The sequence below is a fragment of the Desulfovibrio sp. 7SRBS1 genome (genome assembly GCF_049723905.1).
Classification (GTDB): Bacteria; Desulfobacterota; Desulfovibrionia; order Desulfovibrionales; family Desulfovibrionaceae.
In genome coordinates, this window is sequence record NZ_JBJKFD010000001.1 from 3,099,947 (window position 1) to 3,119,757 (window position 19,811).

At 59.5% G+C, this 19,811-nt stretch carries 15 protein-coding genes; 11 read left to right on the forward strand and 4 right to left on the reverse strand.

The genetic code is table 11. From position 1 onward, the window contains the following. Positions 1-137 precede the first annotated feature (137 nt). The 3 genes from ACI0FJ_RS13935 to ACI0FJ_RS13945 all read left to right on the forward strand — a co-directional run bounded on the left by ACI0FJ_RS13935 (position 138) and on the right by ACI0FJ_RS13945 (position 4,575). Positions 138-896: a DUF3431 domain-containing protein gene (locus ACI0FJ_RS13935; RefSeq protein ID WP_424304503.1), complete on the forward strand. Its 759-nt coding sequence runs from the start codon at positions 138-140 to the stop codon at positions 894-896. After that, positions 893-1,927, forward strand: coding sequence for a glycosyltransferase family 1 protein (locus ACI0FJ_RS13940; protein WP_424304504.1), 1,035 nt, complete (start codon positions 893-895; stop codon positions 1,925-1,927). Before ACI0FJ_RS13935 ends, ACI0FJ_RS13940 begins: the two co-directional genes overlap by 4 nt. Positions 1,928-2,160: 233 nt before the next feature. Next, a complete protein-coding gene (locus tag ACI0FJ_RS13945) occupies positions 2,161-4,575 on the forward strand; it encodes a glycosyltransferase (RefSeq protein ID WP_424304505.1) in 2,415 nt (804 codons plus the stop codon). Between the two features lie 948 nt (positions 4,576-5,523). On the opposite strand, the gene ACI0FJ_RS13950 is transcribed toward ACI0FJ_RS13945, so the two are convergent. From ACI0FJ_RS13950 to ACI0FJ_RS13965, 4 genes are all read right to left on the reverse strand, one after another. After that, complete coding sequence (locus tag ACI0FJ_RS13950; protein WP_424304506.1) at positions 5,524-5,883, reverse strand: STAS-like domain-containing protein; 360 nt, start codon at positions 5,881-5,883, stop codon at positions 5,524-5,526. Between the two features lie 12 nt (positions 5,884-5,895). Beyond that, positions 5,896-6,780, reverse strand: a complete 885-nt coding sequence (locus tag ACI0FJ_RS13955; protein ID WP_424304507.1) for an ATP-binding protein — start codon at positions 6,778-6,780, stop codon at positions 5,896-5,898. A 141-nt stretch (positions 6,781-6,921) separates the two neighbouring features. Continuing rightward, the gene (locus ACI0FJ_RS13960) at positions 6,922-7,665 is read right to left on the reverse strand and encodes a class I SAM-dependent methyltransferase (RefSeq protein WP_424304508.1); all 744 of its coding nucleotides are present in this window, start codon (positions 7,663-7,665) and stop codon (positions 6,922-6,924) included. Positions 7,666-7,697: 32 nt separating this feature from the next. Continuing rightward, positions 7,698-8,573, reverse strand: coding sequence for a methylenetetrahydrofolate reductase (locus ACI0FJ_RS13965; RefSeq protein ID WP_424304509.1), 876 nt, complete (start codon positions 8,571-8,573; stop codon positions 7,698-7,700). Positions 8,574-8,676: 103 nt separating this feature from the next. Here ACI0FJ_RS13965 and ACI0FJ_RS13970 point away from each other — a divergent pair, with 103 nt between their 5' ends. From ACI0FJ_RS13970 to cheB, 8 genes are read left to right on the forward strand one after another with little or no spacing between them, the layout of a single operon-like run. Further along, positions 8,677-8,967, forward strand: a complete 291-nt coding sequence (locus tag ACI0FJ_RS13970; protein WP_424304510.1) for a hypothetical protein — start codon at positions 8,677-8,679, stop codon at positions 8,965-8,967. Between the two features lie 29 nt (positions 8,968-8,996). Next, the gene (locus tag ACI0FJ_RS13975; RefSeq protein WP_424304511.1) at positions 8,997-10,766 is read left to right on the forward strand and encodes a methyl-accepting chemotaxis protein; all 1,770 of its coding nucleotides are present in this window, start codon (positions 8,997-8,999) and stop codon (positions 10,764-10,766) included. A 16-nt stretch (positions 10,767-10,782) separates the two neighbouring features. Next, entirely contained in the window at positions 10,783-13,005 is a 2,223-nt protein-coding gene (locus ACI0FJ_RS13980; RefSeq protein WP_424304512.1) for a methyl-accepting chemotaxis protein, read from the forward strand. A gap of 4 nt (positions 13,006-13,009) precedes the next feature. Continuing rightward, complete coding sequence (locus tag ACI0FJ_RS13985) at positions 13,010-13,570, forward strand: chemotaxis protein CheW (RefSeq protein ID WP_424304513.1); 561 nt, start codon at positions 13,010-13,012, stop codon at positions 13,568-13,570. Beyond that, complete coding sequence (locus ACI0FJ_RS13990; RefSeq protein ID WP_424304514.1) at positions 13,567-15,042, forward strand: CheR family methyltransferase; 1,476 nt, start codon at positions 13,567-13,569, stop codon at positions 15,040-15,042. The genes ACI0FJ_RS13985 and ACI0FJ_RS13990 overlap by 4 nt, the downstream gene beginning before the upstream one ends. After that, entirely contained in the window at positions 15,039-15,758 is a 720-nt protein-coding gene (locus ACI0FJ_RS13995; protein WP_424304515.1) for a chemotaxis protein CheW, read from the forward strand. The genes ACI0FJ_RS13990 and ACI0FJ_RS13995 overlap by 4 nt, the downstream gene beginning before the upstream one ends. Further along, a complete protein-coding gene (locus ACI0FJ_RS14000) occupies positions 15,755-18,724 on the forward strand; it encodes a response regulator (RefSeq protein WP_424304516.1) in 2,970 nt (989 codons plus the stop codon). Before ACI0FJ_RS13995 ends, ACI0FJ_RS14000 begins: the two co-directional genes overlap by 4 nt. A gap of 2 nt (positions 18,725-18,726) precedes the next feature. Continuing rightward, positions 18,727-19,725, forward strand: a complete 999-nt coding sequence (cheB, locus tag ACI0FJ_RS14005; protein ID WP_424304517.1) for a chemotaxis-specific protein-glutamate methyltransferase CheB — start codon at positions 18,727-18,729, stop codon at positions 19,723-19,725. The last annotated feature ends 86 nt before the right edge of the window (positions 19,726-19,811 follow it).

Consider the following 19,811-nt stretch of genomic DNA (forward strand, 5'->3'; position numbering starts at 1 on the left):
CGGCGTTGCAGCGAAAAACTCAACTCCTCGCGCCCTGCTTTCACATCTTTCTGAGCAGCCTGGGGGCTGGAAGGGAGATGCAAACTCCGGGGACCGGCTCCATTGCTCTACGTGTCCTAAGTTGGCATACTTATGCCATGAAACACAGCGTCGAACTTGTCATTGCCCGCTACAAAGAAGACGTCTCCTGGCTGGGGGAGGTTGGTTTCCCGGCCATTGTCTATGACAAGTCCGGCCAAGTGTCCTGCCGGTCAGCCGAGCAGACTACGTCCATTTCTTCTGACGACACCCCGCCCTTCACCACAATTCCGCTGCCAAACATCGGGCGCGAAAGCCACACCTACCTGCACCACATCCTCACCCGCTATCCGGAGTTTCCCGACTACACCGTATTTTTGCAGGGCAGCCCTTTTTTCCACATGGACGAAGGCACCACTCCGGCAGTTCTGCGCGCCAACCTGGATGCCTTGATGCAGCGCAACGTGCACTTCAAGGGGCTGGCCTATTACAACATCCGCTGCGACCGTTTGGGCAGGCCGCACCATCTGCGTGAACCACAGCACCAGGGCAAATGGGCGGGCTGGGGCCGTGACATTCCGGTGGGGGAAATCTACTCCCGGCTCTTTGCCGGACCTGTGCCCGAAGTTTTCAACACCCGCGCGCCTGCCGGATTGTTCCTTGTTTCGCGCCAGCGGCTGCTTTCCCGGCCTTTGGGTCTGTACCGCGCGGCCATGAACAGTATTCTGGCCGACCCGGACGACGCCTTCAACACCGGCCATGCCATGGAACGGCTGTGGTACCTCGTGTTCAACGGCTACGGAGCCCTGAACCGCGACGATTACCCGGACGCCCTGATTGAACCGCCAGGCCTGAGCCCGGAAAAGGAAACCCCATGAGAACCTTTATTTTTCTGCCGCCCGTGCGCAAACCCACCGGCGGCGTGGCCGTCCTTTACCAGATTGCCCGCTGGCTGCACGAAAACGGCCACCCGGCCTTTCTGGTCCCGCGCGATCCCGGCACCTGGCGGCCCGAGGATGCGGAAAGCGTTTCCCTGCTGCCCTGGGACGATCTGCGTCTGGAACCGGACGACACCTGGCTGGTGCCCGAAGGCTGGATCAACGCACTCACCCCCGGTTTGCAGGCCGGAGCGCGCTGCGTGGTCTATGTGCAGAACTGGGCCTATCTGTTTTCCAGCCTGCCGGAAAATGTGGACTGGCGTTCCCTGCCCGTCTCCTTTCTGGCCGTGTCCGACCCGGTGCGCTGGTATATACGGGAGACCACGGGCCACAACCCGCCCATCCTGCGCCCCGGCATAGACCTTTCCCTGTTTCATCCTGCTTCTTGTGCCGGGGATGGGAGCCACATCCCCCCGCAACGTCCGGCAGGCCCCGTCCGCGTGGCCTACATGCCGCGCAAGAACAAGGCCCTGGCCGATCAGATCCAGCAGGGATTCACTGCCCGGCGTTATGGAAAAGCGCCCGTCCAGTTTGTTGCCATAGACGGCATGACCGGGCCGCAGGTGGCCGAAACCCTGGCCTCGTGCCACATCTTTCTGGGCACCGGCTTTCCCGAGGGGTGCCCGTTGCCGCCCCTGGAAGCCCTGGCCTGCGGCTGTCTGTACGTGGGGTTCAGCGGTTTTGGCGGCTGGGACTATCTGCGCCAGGCAGATGACGGACCAACCGCATTTGCCCCCTGGTGGCCCCTGCGTTCGGTCCCCTGGCAGGGCAATGCCCTGGTGGTGGCCGATGCGGACGTACCCGGTGCGGTGATGGCCCTGGACAAGGCCGTGGGCTGGGTGGAGACCGACGCGCCCCAATGGCAGATTGCCCTGGAAAATGCCCGCCGTACCGTACAGCACTACACCCTGGACCATCAGCGCAAGGCCGTTCTGGAGCTTGCCGCTGGGGGCTGGAGCAGCGGCGGCTGATAATTCCGGTTTTTTCTTTCCTCTTTGCCAAGACAGGCGTCCCGGTTTGCCGACCGGAACGCCTTTTTCTTTGCTGGCCGGGGTCTTTCGGGCTGCCATGAAAAAGTCATGCATGCGTAACCTGGGTGTGCCGCACGTCACGGACGGGTCATATTGCGCCCGTATACCATGGATAATTTGTCGGGGTTGGGGCTTGGGTTCACGCTTACAATGTCTGGTCAGCGAGGTATACGGTGAAAATAGATCTTCACGTCCATTCCAAATTTTCCACGCGTCCGTCGCAATGGATTTTGCAGAAAATCAATTGCCCGGAAAGCTTCACCAGTCCGCAAAAGCTCTACAGAATAGCCAAAGAGCGCGGCATGGACATGGTGACCATCTCCGACCACAACACCATTGACGGAGCCCTGGAAATCGCCCACCTGGACGACGCCTTCGTCAGTCTGGAAATCACCACCTATTTTCCCGAAGACCGCTGCAAGGTCCACGTGCTGGCTCTGGATATCGACGGGGCCGCGTTTCAGGACATTCAGAAAATCCGCACCAACATCTTTGACCTCGTCCCCTACCTGCGCCGTAACAACATCACCCACGTCTGTGCCCACCCGCTGTATGCGGTCAACGACCGGCTGACCATGGAACATTTCGAACAGCTCCTGCTGCTGTTCAAAAACCTGGAGCTGAACGGAGCGCGCGACGGGCGGCCCAACGACCTGCTCAGACTCCTGTCCAAATCCCTTACGCCCGAAGACATGGACCGCCTGGCAAACAGGCACGGCATCGAGCCCGACTATGACGAGCCATGGGTCAAGAACCTCACCGGCGGTTCTGACGACCACGGCGCGCTGAACATCACCCGCATCCACACCGAGGTGAAAGGGGCGCGCGATCTGCCCGAATTTCTGCAGGGCATTGCCGAGGGCCGCTCCATCCCGCGCGGCGAAGCGGCCAATCCGGAAACCATGGCCCACAACCTCTACGGCATTGCCTACCAGTATTATAAGAACAAGTTCCGCCTCGACCGCTTTGTGAACAAGGACATTTTTCTGCGCTTTGTGGACCGTTTTCTGGCGGCGGAAGAGCCCAGGGAGTCCAACCTTATCGACCGGCTCCAGGCCTACTGGACCACGCGCAAATACATGCGCTCGGGCAGGTCAAATTCCGGGCGGGTGCAGGATATCGTCCGCCGCGAGGCCGCCCGGCTCATCTGCGACGACCCCCGGCTGCTCAAGATAGCCAAAAAAAGGGTGGAACTGCCCAAGAGCAAGGGCAAGGAGTGGTCGCGTTTTGTCAACGGCGCCTCCAACAAGGTGCTCAAGTACTTTGCGGACAGTCTGTTGGGCCACCTTTCCGGCGGAAACGTCTTCGACATCTTTCAGACCGTGGGGTCGGCTGGCGCGCTGTATACCTTCATGGCACCGTATTTCGTGGCCTATACCCTGTTCAATCAGGACCGCCGCCTGTGCCGGGAAGTGGCCTCGGCCTTTGGCTGTCCGGGCCACGAGGAAGAGCAGAGCCGTCCGGTCAAGGTGGGCCACTACACGGATACCTTTTTCGAGATCAACGGCGTGGCCAAGACCCTGCAGCACAGCGTGCGCATTGCCCGTAAAACCGGCAGGGACCTGACCATGATCACCTGCGACCCGGAGCGGGGGCAGAGCCTGCCCGGCGTGCGCAACTTCCAGCCCATCGGCGTGTTCGACCTGCCCGAATACCCGGAGCAGAAGATTTTTTATCCGCCGGTGCTGGAAATGGTGGCCCATGCCTTTGAAAGCGAATTCACCCACATCCACGCGGCCACGCCCGGCCCCATAGGGCTGACTGCGCTGCTTGTTTCGCGGCTGTTCAAACTGCCCATCTACGGCACCTACCACACGCAGATTCCCCAGTATGCGCAGCAGCTTACGGGCGACGACCAGATGGAGGAGCTGACCTGGAAATTCACCATCTGGTACTACAGCCAGATGGATATGGTCTATGCGCCCTCGCAGGCCACGGCCGACGAACTGGTGGAAAAGGGGCTGGACCCGGAAAAGGTGGTGGTGTACCCGCGCGGCGTGGATACCGACCTCTTCAACCCGGCCAAGCGCAATGGCTTTTTGCGCCGCTACAGCCTGCCCGAAGGCATCAACCTCATCTACGTGGGCCGCATTTCCAAGGAAAAGAATCTGGAGATTCTGGCCGAAGCCTACCAGAAGGTGGCTGCCCAACATCCCAAGGTGAACCTCATCATGGTGGGCGACGGTCCGTATCTGCCGGAAATGAAGCGGAAAATGCGCGATCTGCCCTGCGTGTTCACCGGGTATCTGGAGGGAGAGGAGCTGGCCGCCTGCTACGCGTCCAGTGATCTGTTTGTCTTTCCCAGCGTTACCGACACCTTTGGCAATGTGGTGCTGGAAGCCCAGGCCTCGGGCCTGCCAGCCATTGTTTCCAACTGCGGCGGACCCAGCGAAAACGTGCTGCACGGCAAGACCGGGCTTATCGTGGACGCCACCACCCCGGCCGACTTTGCCGAGGCCATATCCTCCCTGGCACGGGAGCCGGAACGCATGGAGACCATGGGGCGGATGGCCCGGCAGTACACGGAAAACCGCTCCTTTGAGCAGGCCTTCATCAAGACCTGGGAAATCTACCAGGCGGCATCGTAACCAGACACGTTCTCAGGTTTTTTGGGGGGAACTCCCCCGGCAATTTTCCCGTAAACACCTCCCCATAGGGCCCGGTATGGAGTCGCTCTCCATGCCGGGCTTCATGGTTGTGGGGGATGGGACTTTATAATCCGAAACGTATTTGGATTTGGGGCGTAGGGAGACTATTCCTAAACAAATGAAAAAAGGATTACGGTAAAAGTCGTATCCGTTTAATTTTTATTGGTGCCCCCTATTAAACTTTATCCCCATTGCTGGCGAGAGTGGGGCTGCTGTGATTTAATCAATATCGTTTGTTGTGTCGCTTAAGCGCTCTGCTGAGTTATTTGGTGTACGTCAATTGGTAGGGGCTGTGTCCGGTGGCATGTCTCTGTGTATTTATTTTAAAGGAGGAAAGTTTGAGGAATGGAACGTAAGGCTTAAATGAGGAGTTTTTGGTTACACGTTAAAATTGTTAAACCACTATTTTTAAAATCTCCATCATGAGTAATAAACGTGTATTCTTGGGCTGTGCAAAGCCTACAAAACATTTGGTCGTTGAAGTCCGCTCCTCCCCTTGCGAATTCATTTAGTAAATCATGAAGGCTAGTCGTTGTAAAACCTGATTCGACGCATTCACACATACCTAATATGTATCGAACTTGACGTCCTATGTCCTGTGCAATTGGAATGAAGTCAGTACTATTGCGAAAATTTTTATAGGAAGGTTTTGGATTTACTGAAAATATGTTGTACTCGTATCTCGCATATACATTGATAAATTCAGACAATATTAAAGGATCAATGAAGATCGAAGCCCCTACATTTCTTATGTCTTTAAGTGCTCCTGAGTATATCCTCTGTTTTCTGTCTGTTTTTGGGCTTGGACCATACACTGTTAGCCATATGTTTGCATCAAGAAAAAGACGATCATCATTACTAAAAGTGTATGAAGAGATATCAGAAGCATTAGTCGTCATCACCAAATGCCTCACTTTCCGCATTTATAAATTTCTCAGGAGTTTTGAAGAAGGATTTTGCACGATCGACAACTCTTTTTAGATATACTAGATCATCGTTATTTGTGTCTACAGGTAGTAAATGTGCAGCTATAAAATCGTATTGATAATCTCCATTGTATAGTCTACCAACAGCTGCATTTAAAAAAGCTGTAGTTAAATCTTGGACACCCTCAAAAGACAAAAGAATACGTTCACTGCTCTGAAGGTGTGAAGTGATCATATCGTACACTTTGTCTCCATCTTCTGAAGCTGTGCATTGGGCGGTGCCAATTACATCTTTTATGATAATTTTATACTCTGTATTCATTCTTACTCCAAGTCAAAAAATTGTAGACGGGTCTATGAGTTCTTCTTGTAGGCAGTAGTTCTTCGTGTCTGCAGTGTTAATCTCAATGTTGACCGTTGTTCCCGGGTATGGCTTTGTCAAAAGGCGGTAGTTAACAGCACTACCGTTAACTTCCCAATACCCTTGATCTGACACAATAATCATTTTCCCCGAATTTATTTCTAAAAATTTTTGGATCAATTTTAAACCTATGCCACCAGGTTTTCCATCGACCTTATTTCTTGTGGTGTTGTTTTCTTGCAGAGCCCAAGCAATAGCAAGCTCGGGGGAGAAATCAGTCCCTATTGATCGTAAAATTCTTTGTTTAAATCCAATTCCAAGGTCAGAAATTGAAAAATCTAAACGATCTTTCTTGGGGAAGTATTGCCCGCAAACGTATATTCCCAGTTTGGTTTCGGAGTGTGCAACGGCATTTTCAAAGATTTCCCATAGGCTTTCACGAAAACGTCTAAGCAGTTTTGGGGTCATGTGCGGAAGTCCTCTTGCCCCATCAACAAAGAATTGTTCGGTATAATCTTTAAACCCTTGAATCTCATGGGGGGCATACCGATGATATTTTATGGTAGTTTGGTAGCTATCCCAAGCTGGGTCGGTCTTGCACAACTCTGGTAAGAAGTTATTTTTACACAAAATTTTATGAACACTGTCTCGCAGCCCAACAAAAGAAATTCTCGTTTTCGCCGTTGCTTTGTGAATAACCGCTCCTAAACAGGAGCACATGTTGGCGTCAATCCAAGATAATTGGCTGCAATCTAAATGAAATTTCTCTCCAGTAAATGATTCCAGCTTATCATTTAGATCAATGATTTGGGCGTATCCAGTTTGGTTTGTCGCAAGTCTGCGTAATGTGAAATCCATAAAGATCTCGATAGAATAAGAGCCCATGAAATAAACACCAATTGAGAAAGGATGTATACAATATTAAACTTTAAACGGAAACCCAAGACCTTTCCCCCGCCCATTTGGGAGGGGCTGGTTATGAAATGCCGCTGGGAGATATCAGCTGTTGGCGTAGACGAGCACGGCCATTCCCCTCTTCAGGCTGGAATGGACCTGGCGCATGGACAGGGAATCGAGAAATTCGCTTATTTCGTGAGTGCGGAGGCGGGTTTTTACATAGCTGCTTTTGGTCACGTTCCACTGCCCCTGCTCCCGGCTGTGCACCACGTCGTGCACCGTCACTGTTCCCGGACTGTAGTCGAGCACCGTGGTCATGAGGCGGTCCGGGTCCAGCCGCAGGGGGATGATGCGGTCCGCGCCCGAGAGTTCTTCGGTCTGGTCGCGGAAGGTCAGGGCCAGCCAGCCTTGCGGCGCAAGATGTTCCCGCATCTGTTGCAGGCACTGGCGTACCGCGTCCATGTTCGGCAAATGGGCCAGACTGTCGCCCATGCATATGGCTAGGTCGAATACACCGCCATCGGCCCAGGCCGCAGCGTCCAGCATGTCCGCGCACAGCGCCCGGATGGAGCCGGGATAATCGTTGGGGGAAGCGCCGTGGGCCGCTTTTCTGGTCCGCAGAATTTCGAGCATGCGCGGGGAGTTGTCCACCGCGGTGACGGCCATGCCCAGCCGGGCCAGGGCCAGACTTTGAAAGCCGCTGCCGCAGCCCAGGTCCAGGGCTTTGCCCAGGGGGCAGGCCAACCCGTGGCGGGCGAAAAAATCCTGGGCGCGGGCCAGGCCGGAGTCGAATCCACCGCACATCCAGTCGTAATGGTCGGCCAGGAAGCCGTCGTAGTGGTTCATGGCATCTTCCTCCGGCGTTTCAGGACATCCAATCAGATCACCTTGGACCAGATTTCCTCGAACACATCGGACCGGTTCAGCGGGTAGAGGTGCACTCCGGGTGCGCCGCCCTCGCGCAGGGTGTTTATCTGGCGCACGGCATGGTCCATGCCCACGCGGCGTACCTCGTCGTCGCCGCCGCGTTTGTGCGCGGCTTCCAGGGCCAGGTAGAGCTTGCCGGAAATGGGCACCCCGCACATGCCCAGCAAACGGCGCAGGGAGGCGAAGCTGCGCACGGGCAATACGCCGGGAATGACCGGGCAGGTCACGCCCATGGCCCGCAGCCGTTCCACAAAGTCGAAATAGATGCGCGGGTCGAAAAACAGCTGGGTCACGATGGCGTCGGCTCCGGCCTCCACCTTGGCTTTCAGGTGTTCCAGATCGGTGCGGGCAGTGGCTGCTTCGGGGTGGGCATGGGGATAGCCCGCAACCAGAATGTTCCATTCCTTGTGCGTTTTCCGGATATGGCTGACCAGGTCGGAGGCATGGTGAAAGTCGCTCAGCGGGGCGTTGTCGGGCGAGCAGCCGCAGGGGATGTCGCCGCGCAGGGCCATGACGTTGGTCAGCCCGGAGGCCTGCAGAAAGTCCAGCGTGGATGTTGCGGACTCTTTGTCCATGCCCATGCAGGTCATGTGTGCCACGGTGTTCAGCCCCAGGCCGTTTTGCAGGTACAGGGCGGCGTGGCTGGTGTGGGTGCGCACGCCGTTGCCGCCTGCTCCGCAGGTTACCGCGGCAAACAGGGGGCGGTACGCGGCCACGCGGCAGGCCTGTTCCTGAAAGTCCTCCATGGCGTTCTGATCCTTGGGCGGAAAAAATTCCACGGAAAGAAAAAAATTCGGGCTTTCGGAGATGCACTGGCTGATGTTCATGGCTTTTTCCGATGTGTTGGCGTTGAATTATTTATACATCAAAATGCATTGATTTTAGATTTATGAAAAAATGGAAATTCCGTCAAGTGGGAGAGCAGGGAAAATGCGCTTTGGCCTGCAAAAGGCGGGGGATGACGCGTTTTTTTCAAAACCTCTTGCGCAGGCAAAGCCATGGGCTGCCGAATTTATTGGCGGTAACCCAATGGGTTTTATTGGCATATGCCTCGGGTTACGTTATGTTTCGCCGGAAGACGGCAAACATTGCCGTAGTCGGGCCGCTGGCCGCGAAACGGCGCACGGGCTTGCAATCCGGGGGGATGCCTGGCCGGGATATTCCATTTTGGCTGCCAAAGATATATTCGTTTTACATTCTGGCGTGTTGCAGCGGTTTTAACATGGTCCGGCGCATCAAGGAGGAGGAGTGTGAGTATTCAGAAACGGTTCATGCTGGCCGGTTCCGTCTTTTGCGTGCTGGTCGTGGCCGTGTTCGTCTGGCTGGCGTCCAATTTTCTCTACGGCATCATTTTCAACGAATACCGCGAAAAAGCGGAAATGATGCTGTTCAGCATGAAGGCCGTGCGCGCCCACATGAAGGAGGTCATCCGGCCCGAGGCGGACAGCATACTTCCTCCCGATGCCTTTGTGACCGAGCTGCAATCCACATCGTTTACGGCCAACGGCGTCTTTTCCCGCATCTCCAAGGACTACCGCCACAACCTGGAATTCAAGACCGCCTCGGTAAAGCCGCGCAACCCGAACAACGCGGCCACGGAGGTGGAGGCGGAAATCATCCGCAAGCTCGACGAGCTGAACAACGAAGGAGAGCCCGCCGTATGGGAGGGCACCCGGCTTATCGGCGGCAAGGAATATTTCATCACCGCGGCGGGCGAGGTGAACAAGCCCGCCTGCATGCGCTGCCACTCCACCCCGGACAAGGCGCCCCTGGACATGCGGCGGCGTTATCCGCCGGAGCATGACCAAGGCTACAACCATCTGGTCAACCGCATCGAGTCCGCGGAAATCGTCTCCATCCAGGTTTCCTCCATTGCCTCGGAGGTGACGCAGCTGCGGCTTGCCATCATCGGCGCCGCGGCAATCATTCTGGGGCTTGCCCTGCTGGCCATGCGCTTTGGCCTGAAGACGATTTTCGACCCTGTGGCCCGGGCCTCCAGTCTGGCCCAGCTCATTGCCAAGGGCGATATCGAAACCGCTTCGCGCGAAATCCGCGAGTGTCCGCAAATCCAGAAAAAGCTGGCCCGCGACAAGGACAGGAAATACTGCGACGAGGCAGGCACCCTGCTGCGCTCCTTCGCCACCATGACGGACAATCTCAATTCCCTGGTGGGGCAGGTGCAGGAGTCCGGGGTTCAGGTCACCACCTCGGCTTCGGAAATCGGCGCTTCCGCCCATCAGCTGGAATCCACGGTGGCCGAACAGGCGGCCTCGCTCAATCAGGTCAGCGCCACCTCGCGTCAGATCCATGCCACGTCGCACGATCTGGCCCAGACCATGCGCGGTGTGGCCGATATGGCAAACCAGACCACGGAACTGGCAGGCGAGGGCCGCAGCGGGCTGGAAGGCATGGAACAGAGCATGCGCAGCCTGATGAACGCCACCGGCACCTTTTCCTCCCGCCTGGCGGCCATCAACGAAAAAGCCACCAACATCTCCGGCATCGTCACCACCATTTCCCATGTGGCGGACCAGACCAACCTGCTCTCCCTCAATGCCGCCATAGAAGCGGAAAAGGCCGGCGAATTCGGCCAGGGGTTTGCCGTGGTCGCCAGGGAGATCCGGCGTTTGGCCGACCAGACCGCCCTGGCAACCGACGATATCGGCTCCATGGTCAAGGAAATGCAGTCGGCCGTGGGTTCCGGGGTTATGGAAATGGACCGTTTTGCCCAGGAAGTGCGCCAGCGCGTGGCCGACGTGGCCGAGATAGGTGGCCATCTGGGCCAGGTTATCGACCATGTCCGGGCGCTCGGGCCGGAATTCGAAACAGTAAAGGACGGCATGCTGTCGCAAAGCGACGCGGCCGAGCAGATATCACAGGCCATGTCCCAGCTCACCGAGGCGGCCAATCAGACCAGCCAGTCGCTTCAGGAATTCAAAAACGCCACGACCCAGCTCAACGAGGTGGTCGGCGGACTGCGCACGGAAGTAACCCGTTTCCGCGTAAGTTCCGCAGAATGAGCACGAGGAAAAGAGTATGCGTGTCCCACTAAGAAACAAGATAACCACCCTGGCCGTGGCCGCCGCTTTGCTGCCCGTACTGGTTACCGTGGCTGTTACGCTGACCGAAGAGCGCCACGTGTCGCAGGTCATTTCCCACGAAATCGACAATATGGCGCAGGAAACCATCACCCACGTGGCCTTGGACCTGTACAACCTGTGCGACACCACCAACACCTTTGTGGAGGAGTTTGTTGCCCAGGCCGCCAAGGGCACCCAGAAGATAGTGGCCGAGTCCAAGGGCTTTGCCATGGGCCAGCCGCGCGAACTGGTGGTGCACAACGACAGGACCGGCAAGCCCAAGACCATTTACATGTCCGTGCTCAAGCTGGGCGATGAGCAGATCGTTCCCACCACGGATGCCAATGTCCGCGTTCCCCTGGTGGACGATGTGTTCGAAATAACCGGTGTGCCCTGCACCATCTACCAGCGCATGGACAACCAGGGCGACATGCTGCGCATTGCCAGCTCCGTTCCCACCAAGGACGGTTCGCGGGGCGGCCTGCTGGGCTACATTCCGTACAAGAACGCGGATGGTCAGATCCATCAGGTGCTCAAGAATATTCTGGAAGGCAAGGAATACGTCGGCTTCAACCAGGCCCAGGGCCAGAACTGGATGGTCAATTACCTGCCCATCCAGTCCAACAACGGACGGATTCTGGGCATGATCGGCCTGGGCGTGGTCATCGACGAGATCGACACGCTCAAGAAGACCGTGGCCAGCACCCGCGTGGGCCAGAGCGGATATGTGTGGGTTATCGAGGCCCAGGGGCCCAAGGCCGGGCGTTACATCATCTCCCCCAACCGGGCGCGGGACGGTGAAAACGTCATGGACTTGATGGATGCGGACGGCAAACCCCTGGTGCGCGATATCGTGGATCAGGCGCTCAAGTCCAAGCCGGGCACCATCATCTACAAGCACTACATGTGGAAAAACCCCAACGACCCTTCCTCGCGGGCAAAGTTCGCGGCCTACGTGTATTTCGAGCCATGGGACTGGATCATCGGCGTGGGCGCGTACGAAGACGATTACGCCCATGTGAAGAACGTGGTGCGGGGCCAGCTGCGCAGTCTGCTCAAGGCCATTATCGGGGCGGACCTCCCCATCTTTTTTCTGCTTACCCTTTTGGCCTTTGTCATGGGCAACCTGCTGGCCAACCCCATACGCTTCATCTCGCGCGTGGCGGGCAAGGTCGCCATGGGCGATCTGGCCGGAGCCCAGAAGGCCCTGGATAACTACGCGCCGGCCAAGACCGGATTCATGGGCTGGCTGCGGACCTTGAACCCCCGGGACGAGACCACGGAGCTGATGGAGTCCATACGTACCATGACCGGCAACCTGAACGGGCTGCTCAACGAAGTGCGCAAGTCCGGCATACAGGTGACGGCGGGGGCCACGGAAATTGCGGCTTCGGCCCGCCAGCTGGAACAGATTGTGGCGGCCGAGGGCGTGTCCATCAATCAGGCCAGCGCCTCCACCAAGGAAATCTCCATGACCTCCGCGGAGCTGGACAGGGAAATGGGCGCGCTTAACGAGAGCACCTCCAGCACTGCCGAGCTGGCCGCCAGCAGCCAGGCCGGGCTGGACGACATTCGCCCGACCATGGATTCCCTGCTGCACGGCACGGAGCGCATTGCCGACAAGCTGGCCCGCATCAGCAGCAAGGCCGACGACATAGGGCAGATCGTCATGACCATCACCAAGGTGGCCAACCAGACCAACATGCTTTCGCTCAACGCGGCCATAGAGGCGGAAAAGGCCGGGGAATACGGCCAGGGCTTCGCCGTGGTGGCCCGCGAGATACGGCGGCTGGCAGACCAGAGCGCGGTTGCCGCCCTGGACATCGAGGACATGGTCAAGGAAATGCGCTCCGTGGTGCAGGATGGCGTCTCCACCATGGCCGATTTCAGCGGCATTGTGGACGCGGGCTCGGAAAAGATGGCCCGCATCGGTTCGGACCTGGGCGGCATCATCGACAGGACCCTGGACCTGGGGCCGCGGTTTGAGACCATCAGCCAGAGCATGGGCAGCCAGACCCAGGGCGCGGAACAGATAAACCAGGCCATGATCCATCTTATGCAGACCACGGATCAGACCCGCCAGTCTTTGGACGAATTCAACCGGGCCACGGCCCAGCTGAACGATACCGTGCAGGTGCTGCACCGCGAAGTCTCGCGCTTTAGCGTGGAGGACGAATAAAGCTATGCTTTATTTGATTTTCCAGGCAGGGGGCGACACCTTCGCCCTGGGCGCGGCCTCGGTGGTCGAGGTGGTGCCCCTGGTGCGGCTGCGCAACGTGCCGCACGCGCCGTACGGCGTGGCCGGGGTCTTCAATTACCGGGGCGCGATCATCCCGGTTGTGGACCTGGGCGCGCTTATTGTCGGGACTGCCTGCTCCGACTTCTATTCCACACGTATTATTGTAACGCGTGTGGAATGCAAGGCCGACCCCGAGAGCCCTACGCCCGGCAAGAAAACAGAACGGCTCATCGGCCTTATTGCGGAAAAGGCCACGGAAATCACGTCTCTGGAAGAGAGTCTTTTCGAGCCCTCGGCCCTGCGTGTGGAACAAACCCCCTATCTGGGCGACGTGGTCTCGGGCGGAAGCCTGGAAGCGGACGACGTTGCTTCCGAATGGGGCAAGGCCGAGATTATCCAGCGCATCGATGCGGCCGCCCTGCTTACTCCGGACATCCGGCGCGCTCTGGACATGGCAGACGGTCTGGACAGTGAAGAAAAGGCCCAGCAGGAGCAAGGCGTATGAGCGCCACGCAACGCACCTCGCCGTTTGCCCCGGATTGGGAACACCTGCCCATTGAGCTGGCCGACCACCTGGAACGGACCATGGGGCTGGACCGGGAGTCCGTGGGGGAAAAGATTCTGATTGTGGCCGCACAGCAGCGGGCCGAATGGCTGGGGCTGGACGCCGCAGCCTATACCCGTCTTGTGCTGGCCGATGGTGAGGAGAGCCAGCGGCTTATCGAAACCGTGGTTGTGCCGGAAACCTGGTTTTTCCGGGATGTGCAGCCGTATGTTTTTCTCACCCGCTGGGCCTGCGACCATTTTCTGCATTCTGGATATGGGGCCGACCCCATCCGCATTCTGTCGGTTCCCAGCTCCACGGGCGAGGAGCCGTACTCCATTGCCATGGCTTTTCTGGATGCGGGCTTCAGCCCGGAGCAGTTCCATGTGGATGCCTGGGACATCAGCCGCGTGGCCCTGCGCAAGGCGGAACAGGGCGTCTTTGGTCCCGCCTCCTTCCGCACCGAGGACCTGGGCTTTCGGGACCGCCATTTCAGCCGGAACGAGCAGGGAGACGGGGGCGATTACCGGATTGATGCACGCACGCGCGGTTGCGTCTCCTTTTATCTGGGCAATCTGGCCAATCCGGGATTCGGCGCGGGGGTGCCCCCCTACCATGCAATTTTCTGCCGCAATCTGTTGATTTATTTCACCGAAAAGGCCCGCAGCCGGGCCGTGGCCGCTTTGGAGCGGCTGCTTCTGCCCGGTGGCGTGCTGTTTACCGGGCATACGGAGATCATGCTTTTCCAGCGGCTGGGCTATGTGCCGGTAGACCATCCCAAGGCCTTTGCCTGCCGCAGGCTTGCGCGGCCTGTGCAGGCCGTGCCCCCGATTCAGCCTCCCCTTGGGACGGTCTGCACCGGGGCTGGTGCGAAAACAAACGGTGCGGCGCGTGCCATCAAAAGTGTTGCCGTTTCTGGAAAGGCCGTCCCCGGACAGGCCGCCCAAACAGGGAAAAGCGGGCCAACAGGTACAAAACAGGGGCCCGTGGTGCCTCTCGAGCCGTCCCGGGCAATGGCGGGCAACGCTTCCCCTGCCGCTCCGTGCGAAGATATTTTGCTGTTGGCCCGACGGGCCGCAGACTCCGGTCGTCTGGCCGAGGCCGAGGAACTGTGTCATCGTCATTTGGCCGACAATGCCCAGGACGCATCCGCCTATGTGCTGCTGGGCATCATCAGGCAGGCCGCAGGCCGTGCCGACGAAGCCGAGAAATGGCTGCAAAAGGCCCTGTATCTGGACCCGGCCCATTACGAGGCCCTGGTGCACATGAGCCTTTTGTGCGCCATGCGCGGCGACGCAGGCGGGGAGGCCAACTTCAAGCGCCGGGCCGCACGCTGTATGCCGACCGCTTCGGCCGCCGGAACAAGCGGAAAGGCTGCCACGTTTCCCAGGTTTCCCAAGACGCCGGGGCATACTGACGGGGGCATCTCATGAATTTGGAAACTCCTGAAGTCGCGCGCTGCTGGAAGATAATGGGCAGCTACGGCGACAAGTCCTGCCCCGAACTTCTGGAGCACGGCCTGTGCATCAACTGCCCCGTGTTTTCGGCCCATGGCCGTTCGCTGTTCGACCGCCCCATGCCCGAGGGCGAGACCGACCTGTGGGCACGGCTGCTGGCCGAGGAAAAACTGGTTCCGCCCACCGGTCTGGTTTCCGCCATTGTCTTCAAACTGCGCCAGGAGTGGCTGGCACTGCCCACCCGCTGCTTTGTGGAGATAATGGACATGTGCACGGTGCGAGCCATTCCCGGACGCTCCAACCCCGTGTTCCGGGGGCTGGTGAACTACGGCGGGGAGCTGGTGCCGTGCATGTCCACGGCCGCCCTGCTCGGCATTCTGGCCGGGAAGAAAAACAGCGGCGAGAACATGCTTTCCCAGGAGCGCATGGCCGTGGTCAGCCACAACAACGAGCAGCTGGTCATCCGCATCGATGAAATTCTCGGCGTGGTCCGCTACCAGCCCGGCGGGCTGCGCGAACCGCCCGCAACCCTGCGGGACGATTCCAAACGTTTTACCGTGGGCATTCTTACCCAAAAGCGTTTCGGCGGCGGCCAGATGGGGGCGCAGGCGTACAAGGAACCGGAGATGGACGTGGCCGTTCTGGATGTGGCGTTGTTGTTCGAGGCGTTTACCAGGAGCATGGCGCGATGAGTCCTGTGGATATGGGCATGCTCGATCTTTTCCGCATGGAGGCGCAAACTCACGGCACCACCCTGCGCCAGGGGCTGGACAGCCTCACCGGCGTTGAAGGCGAGGAGCGGGTGGCGCTTTGCCGCAAACTGGCCCGGGCCGCCCAGTCCATCAAGGGAGCGGCCCGCATTATCGGCCTGGAACACCCGGCCCGGCTGGCCCAGGCCATGGAGTCGCTGTTCGAGCGGCACAGCGGCGGCGAGGGAGCCAGCGGATGCGCCGCGTCGGTTCTGCCCTTGCTGGGCCAATGCGTGGATATTTTTCTGACCCTGGCCGACCTGGACGGACAGGAATACGACGGCTGGCTGGAAACCATGGCCGATGCCATGGAAGACCTGACCAAGCGCATTGCGGACTGGGAGCCGGGTGAAGAGTCGTTCCAAGAAGAGTCGTCCCAAGAAGAGCCGGACGAAGTAACGGCGGTGCAGGCCGATGTTCCGGTGGCTCCTGAAATTTCGCCCGAGCCTGTTCCGGCTCCGGCAGCTCCCGAAGCATCCCCTGTAGCGTCCCCTGTAGCCCAGGCCAAACCGGTGGCCCCGGCCCCCCAGCCTGCTCCCATAAACCTTGCCGACGCCTCGCTATTGGATCTTTTCGTCATAGAGGCCCAGACCCACGGCCAGAGTCTGGATACCGGCCTTGTGGAGCTGGAAAAGGACCAGCGCCCCGAACTGGTGGAGCCGCTCATGCGCGCGGCCCATTCGCTCAAGGGCGCGGCCCGCATAGTGGGGCTGGACAACGTGGTTGTGCTGGCCCATGCCATGGAAGACGTGCTGGAAGCCTGCCGCAAGCAGGAGCTGGTGCTCACCGGCGGGCACATCGACCTGCTGCTCAAGGCCAATGACCTTTTTCTGGCCATGGGCGCTACCAGCGCGGCCGACCTGCCCGCCTTGCTGGCGAGCCAGGCTGCCGCGTCCGATGCCCTGGCCAAGGCCGTGCGCGAGTCGCTGCACACGCCGCCGGTGTCGGTTGCTCCCTCGGCGTCCGGACAAGCCGGGGCTGCCCAGCCAGCGCAGGCTGCCAGTGCGGACAGCGGGCAGTCCGGTGTTGCCAAACCGGACGTTCCCCAGGCCGACGCCCCTGCAACCTCGGCTGGCAACACTTCAGTTGGCAACACTTCGGCAGCCAATTTGGGCGGCGTGGTCCGGGTTTCCTCCCAGAATCTGTACCGCATCATGGGGCTGGCCGGAGAAAGTCTGGTAGAGGCGCGCTCCCTTTTCCCCTTTCTTGCCAAGTTGCAGGCCATCCGCCAGGAGCAGCAGAGCCTTTTCAAACTGGTGGGCAACCTGCGCGAGACCGTGGCCGAATACAAGGCCGACATGGGCCAGAATTTCCGCTACGCCTGGTCAGACGGTCCGCAAGAAGAGGGCGCGGACATGTGCACCACCGTACAGGCCGAACTGGAACGGGCCGAAGAGCTCATCCGTTCCATGCGGCGCAGCCTGGGGGCGCACACCCGAAGTTTCGATGGCTATGCCCGGCGCATGGAGCTGCTTTCCGACCGGCTCTACAACGAAGTCATTGCCAGCCAGATGCGCCCCTTTTCCGACGGGCTGTACGGCTACCCACGCATGATCCGCGACCTGGCCCGGGAAACCGGCAAGCAGGTGGAGTTCATCGTGGAAGGCGAGAACACGCCTGTGGACCGGACCATTCTGGAAAAACTGGAGGCCCCGCTTACCCATCTGCTGCGCAACGGCGTGGACCATGGCCTGGAAACCCCGCAGGAGCGCACGGAAGCGGGCAAGCCGCCCACCGGGACCTTGCAGTTGAGCGCCCACCACAGGGCGGGCATGCTGCACATCCGCCTGGCCGACGACGGACGCGGCATCGACCTGGAGCGCATCCGCGCCAAGGTGGTGGAGCGCGGTCTGGCCTCGGCCGACATGGCCGGGCAGCTCAGCCGGGCCGAACTCATGGAATTTCTTTTTCTGCCCGGATTCTCCACCGCCAAAACCGTGAGCGAAATCTCCGGCCGCGGCGTGGGGCTGGACGTGGTCCACTCCATCATCAACTCCGTGGGCGGTTCGGTGCGCTGCACCAGCGAACCGGGGCAGGGCATGGTGTTCAACATGCAGCTCCCCCTTACCCTTTCCGTGCTGCGGACCCTGCTGGTGGAAATAGACGGCGCGCCTTTGGCCGTGCCCCTCAACCGCATAGACCGGGTGCACAAGTGCGTGTCCGAGGAGGTTCAGCACGTGGAAGACCACCAGTACATCCGGCTGGACGGCGACAACGTGGGGCTGCTCCAGGCCCGGCAGGTGCTGGGCATAAAGCAGGACACGGCCACGGAGACCGAGGAAATACGCCTGCTGGTCATAAGCGACCGCATGCACAGGTATGGTTTGGTTGTGGACGACTTTCTGGGCGAGCGCGATCTGGTGGTAAAGCCCCTGGACCACCGTCTGGGCAAGGTCAACAACATCAGCAGCGCCTCGGTGCTGGACGACGGCGAGCCCGTGCTCATAGCCGATGTGGACGATCTGGTCCGCAGTATGGACCGGCTTATCGGCAAGGGGCGGCTGAACAAGGTGGGCAGAACCGCTGCGGCCCGTCCGGGCAAGCGCGTGCTGGTGGTGGATGACTCCCTGACCGTGCGCGAGGTGCAGCGCCGCCTGCTGGAGAACAACGGGTATCAGGTGGATACGGCCGTGGACGGCATGGACGGGCTCAATGCCCTTGTTGCCGGGGAGTACGATCTTGTGGTGACGGATGTGGACATGCCGCGGCTGAACGGCATCGCCCTGGTGGAGCGCATTCGGGCCAACAAGGCCATGGCCAGTCTGCCCGTGATGATCGTCTCCTACAAGGACCGCGAGGAAGACCGGTTGCTGGGCATGGAAGCCGGTGCCAACTATTACCTGACCAAAAGCAGTTTTCACGACGACAGCCTGCTGGAAGCGGTCCGCGATCTCATCGGGGAGGCCTGAATTTGCGTATAGCCATAGTCAACGACGTGATGCTGGCCGTGGAGGCCCTGCGCCGCGTTGTTGTATCCCTGCCCGGCCACGAAGTGGCCTGGGTGGCGCTCAACGGTGAACAGGCCGTAGAAAAGTGTTGTTCCGACAAGCCGGACATGATCCTCATGGATCTGATCATGCCGGTGATGGACGGTGTGCACGCCACGCGCAAGATCATGTCCACCTGCCCGTGCCCCATCCTGGTGGTGACGGCCACGGTGGAGGGCAATGCCGCCATGGTCTTCGAGGCCATGGGCCACGGCGCCCTGGACGCGGTCTGCACCCCCACGCTGGGGCCGGACGGCAACGTGGCAGGCGCGGCCGCCCTTGTGGACAAGATGCGTATTGTCGCCATGCTGGGCGGCAAGGAACCAGCAGGAGCGTATATGGCCTCGCAGGAAAATTCGGGCAAGTCCTTGCGGATCATTGCCCTGGGGGCGTCCACCGGCGGCCCCAAGGCGCTGTGTGATGTGCTGTCCGTGTTTCCGGCCCAGATGGATTTTGCCGTGGCCGTGGTTCAGCATGTGGACATGCATTTTGCCGCGGGGCTGGCCCATTGGCTCAACGATCAGGTGCCGCCGCCCGTGGTGCTGGCCGAGGAAAACCAGAGCCTGCGTCCGGGCCGGGTATATGTGGCCGGAACCAACGATCATATGGTAATTGACGGCCATCATCGGCTGCATTACACCCCGCATCCGCGCGAGTGCCCGTATCGTCCCTCTGTGGATGCGTTTTTCAACAGCCTGGCCCGGCTTGGTCTGAAAGGCGGAGCCGCCGCCCTGCTGACGGGCATGGGCAAGGACGGAGCCGCGGGGCTGAAGGCCCTGCGTGAGGCCGGATGGCATACCATAGCCCAGGACCAGGCCAGCAGCGTGGTTTACGGCATGCCCCGCGCCGCCGCGGAGTTGGATGCCGCGGTGGAGATTCTTGATATCGGGAAGGTCGCTCCCTCCCTGCTCCAACACGTGTAAGGAAGGGCTTCCCTTTAATAGAAGGGACGGGTTTCCCCCCAACCTCCCGACCAGAGGACAATCTCAAGAGGACAAGCCCCAAGGAT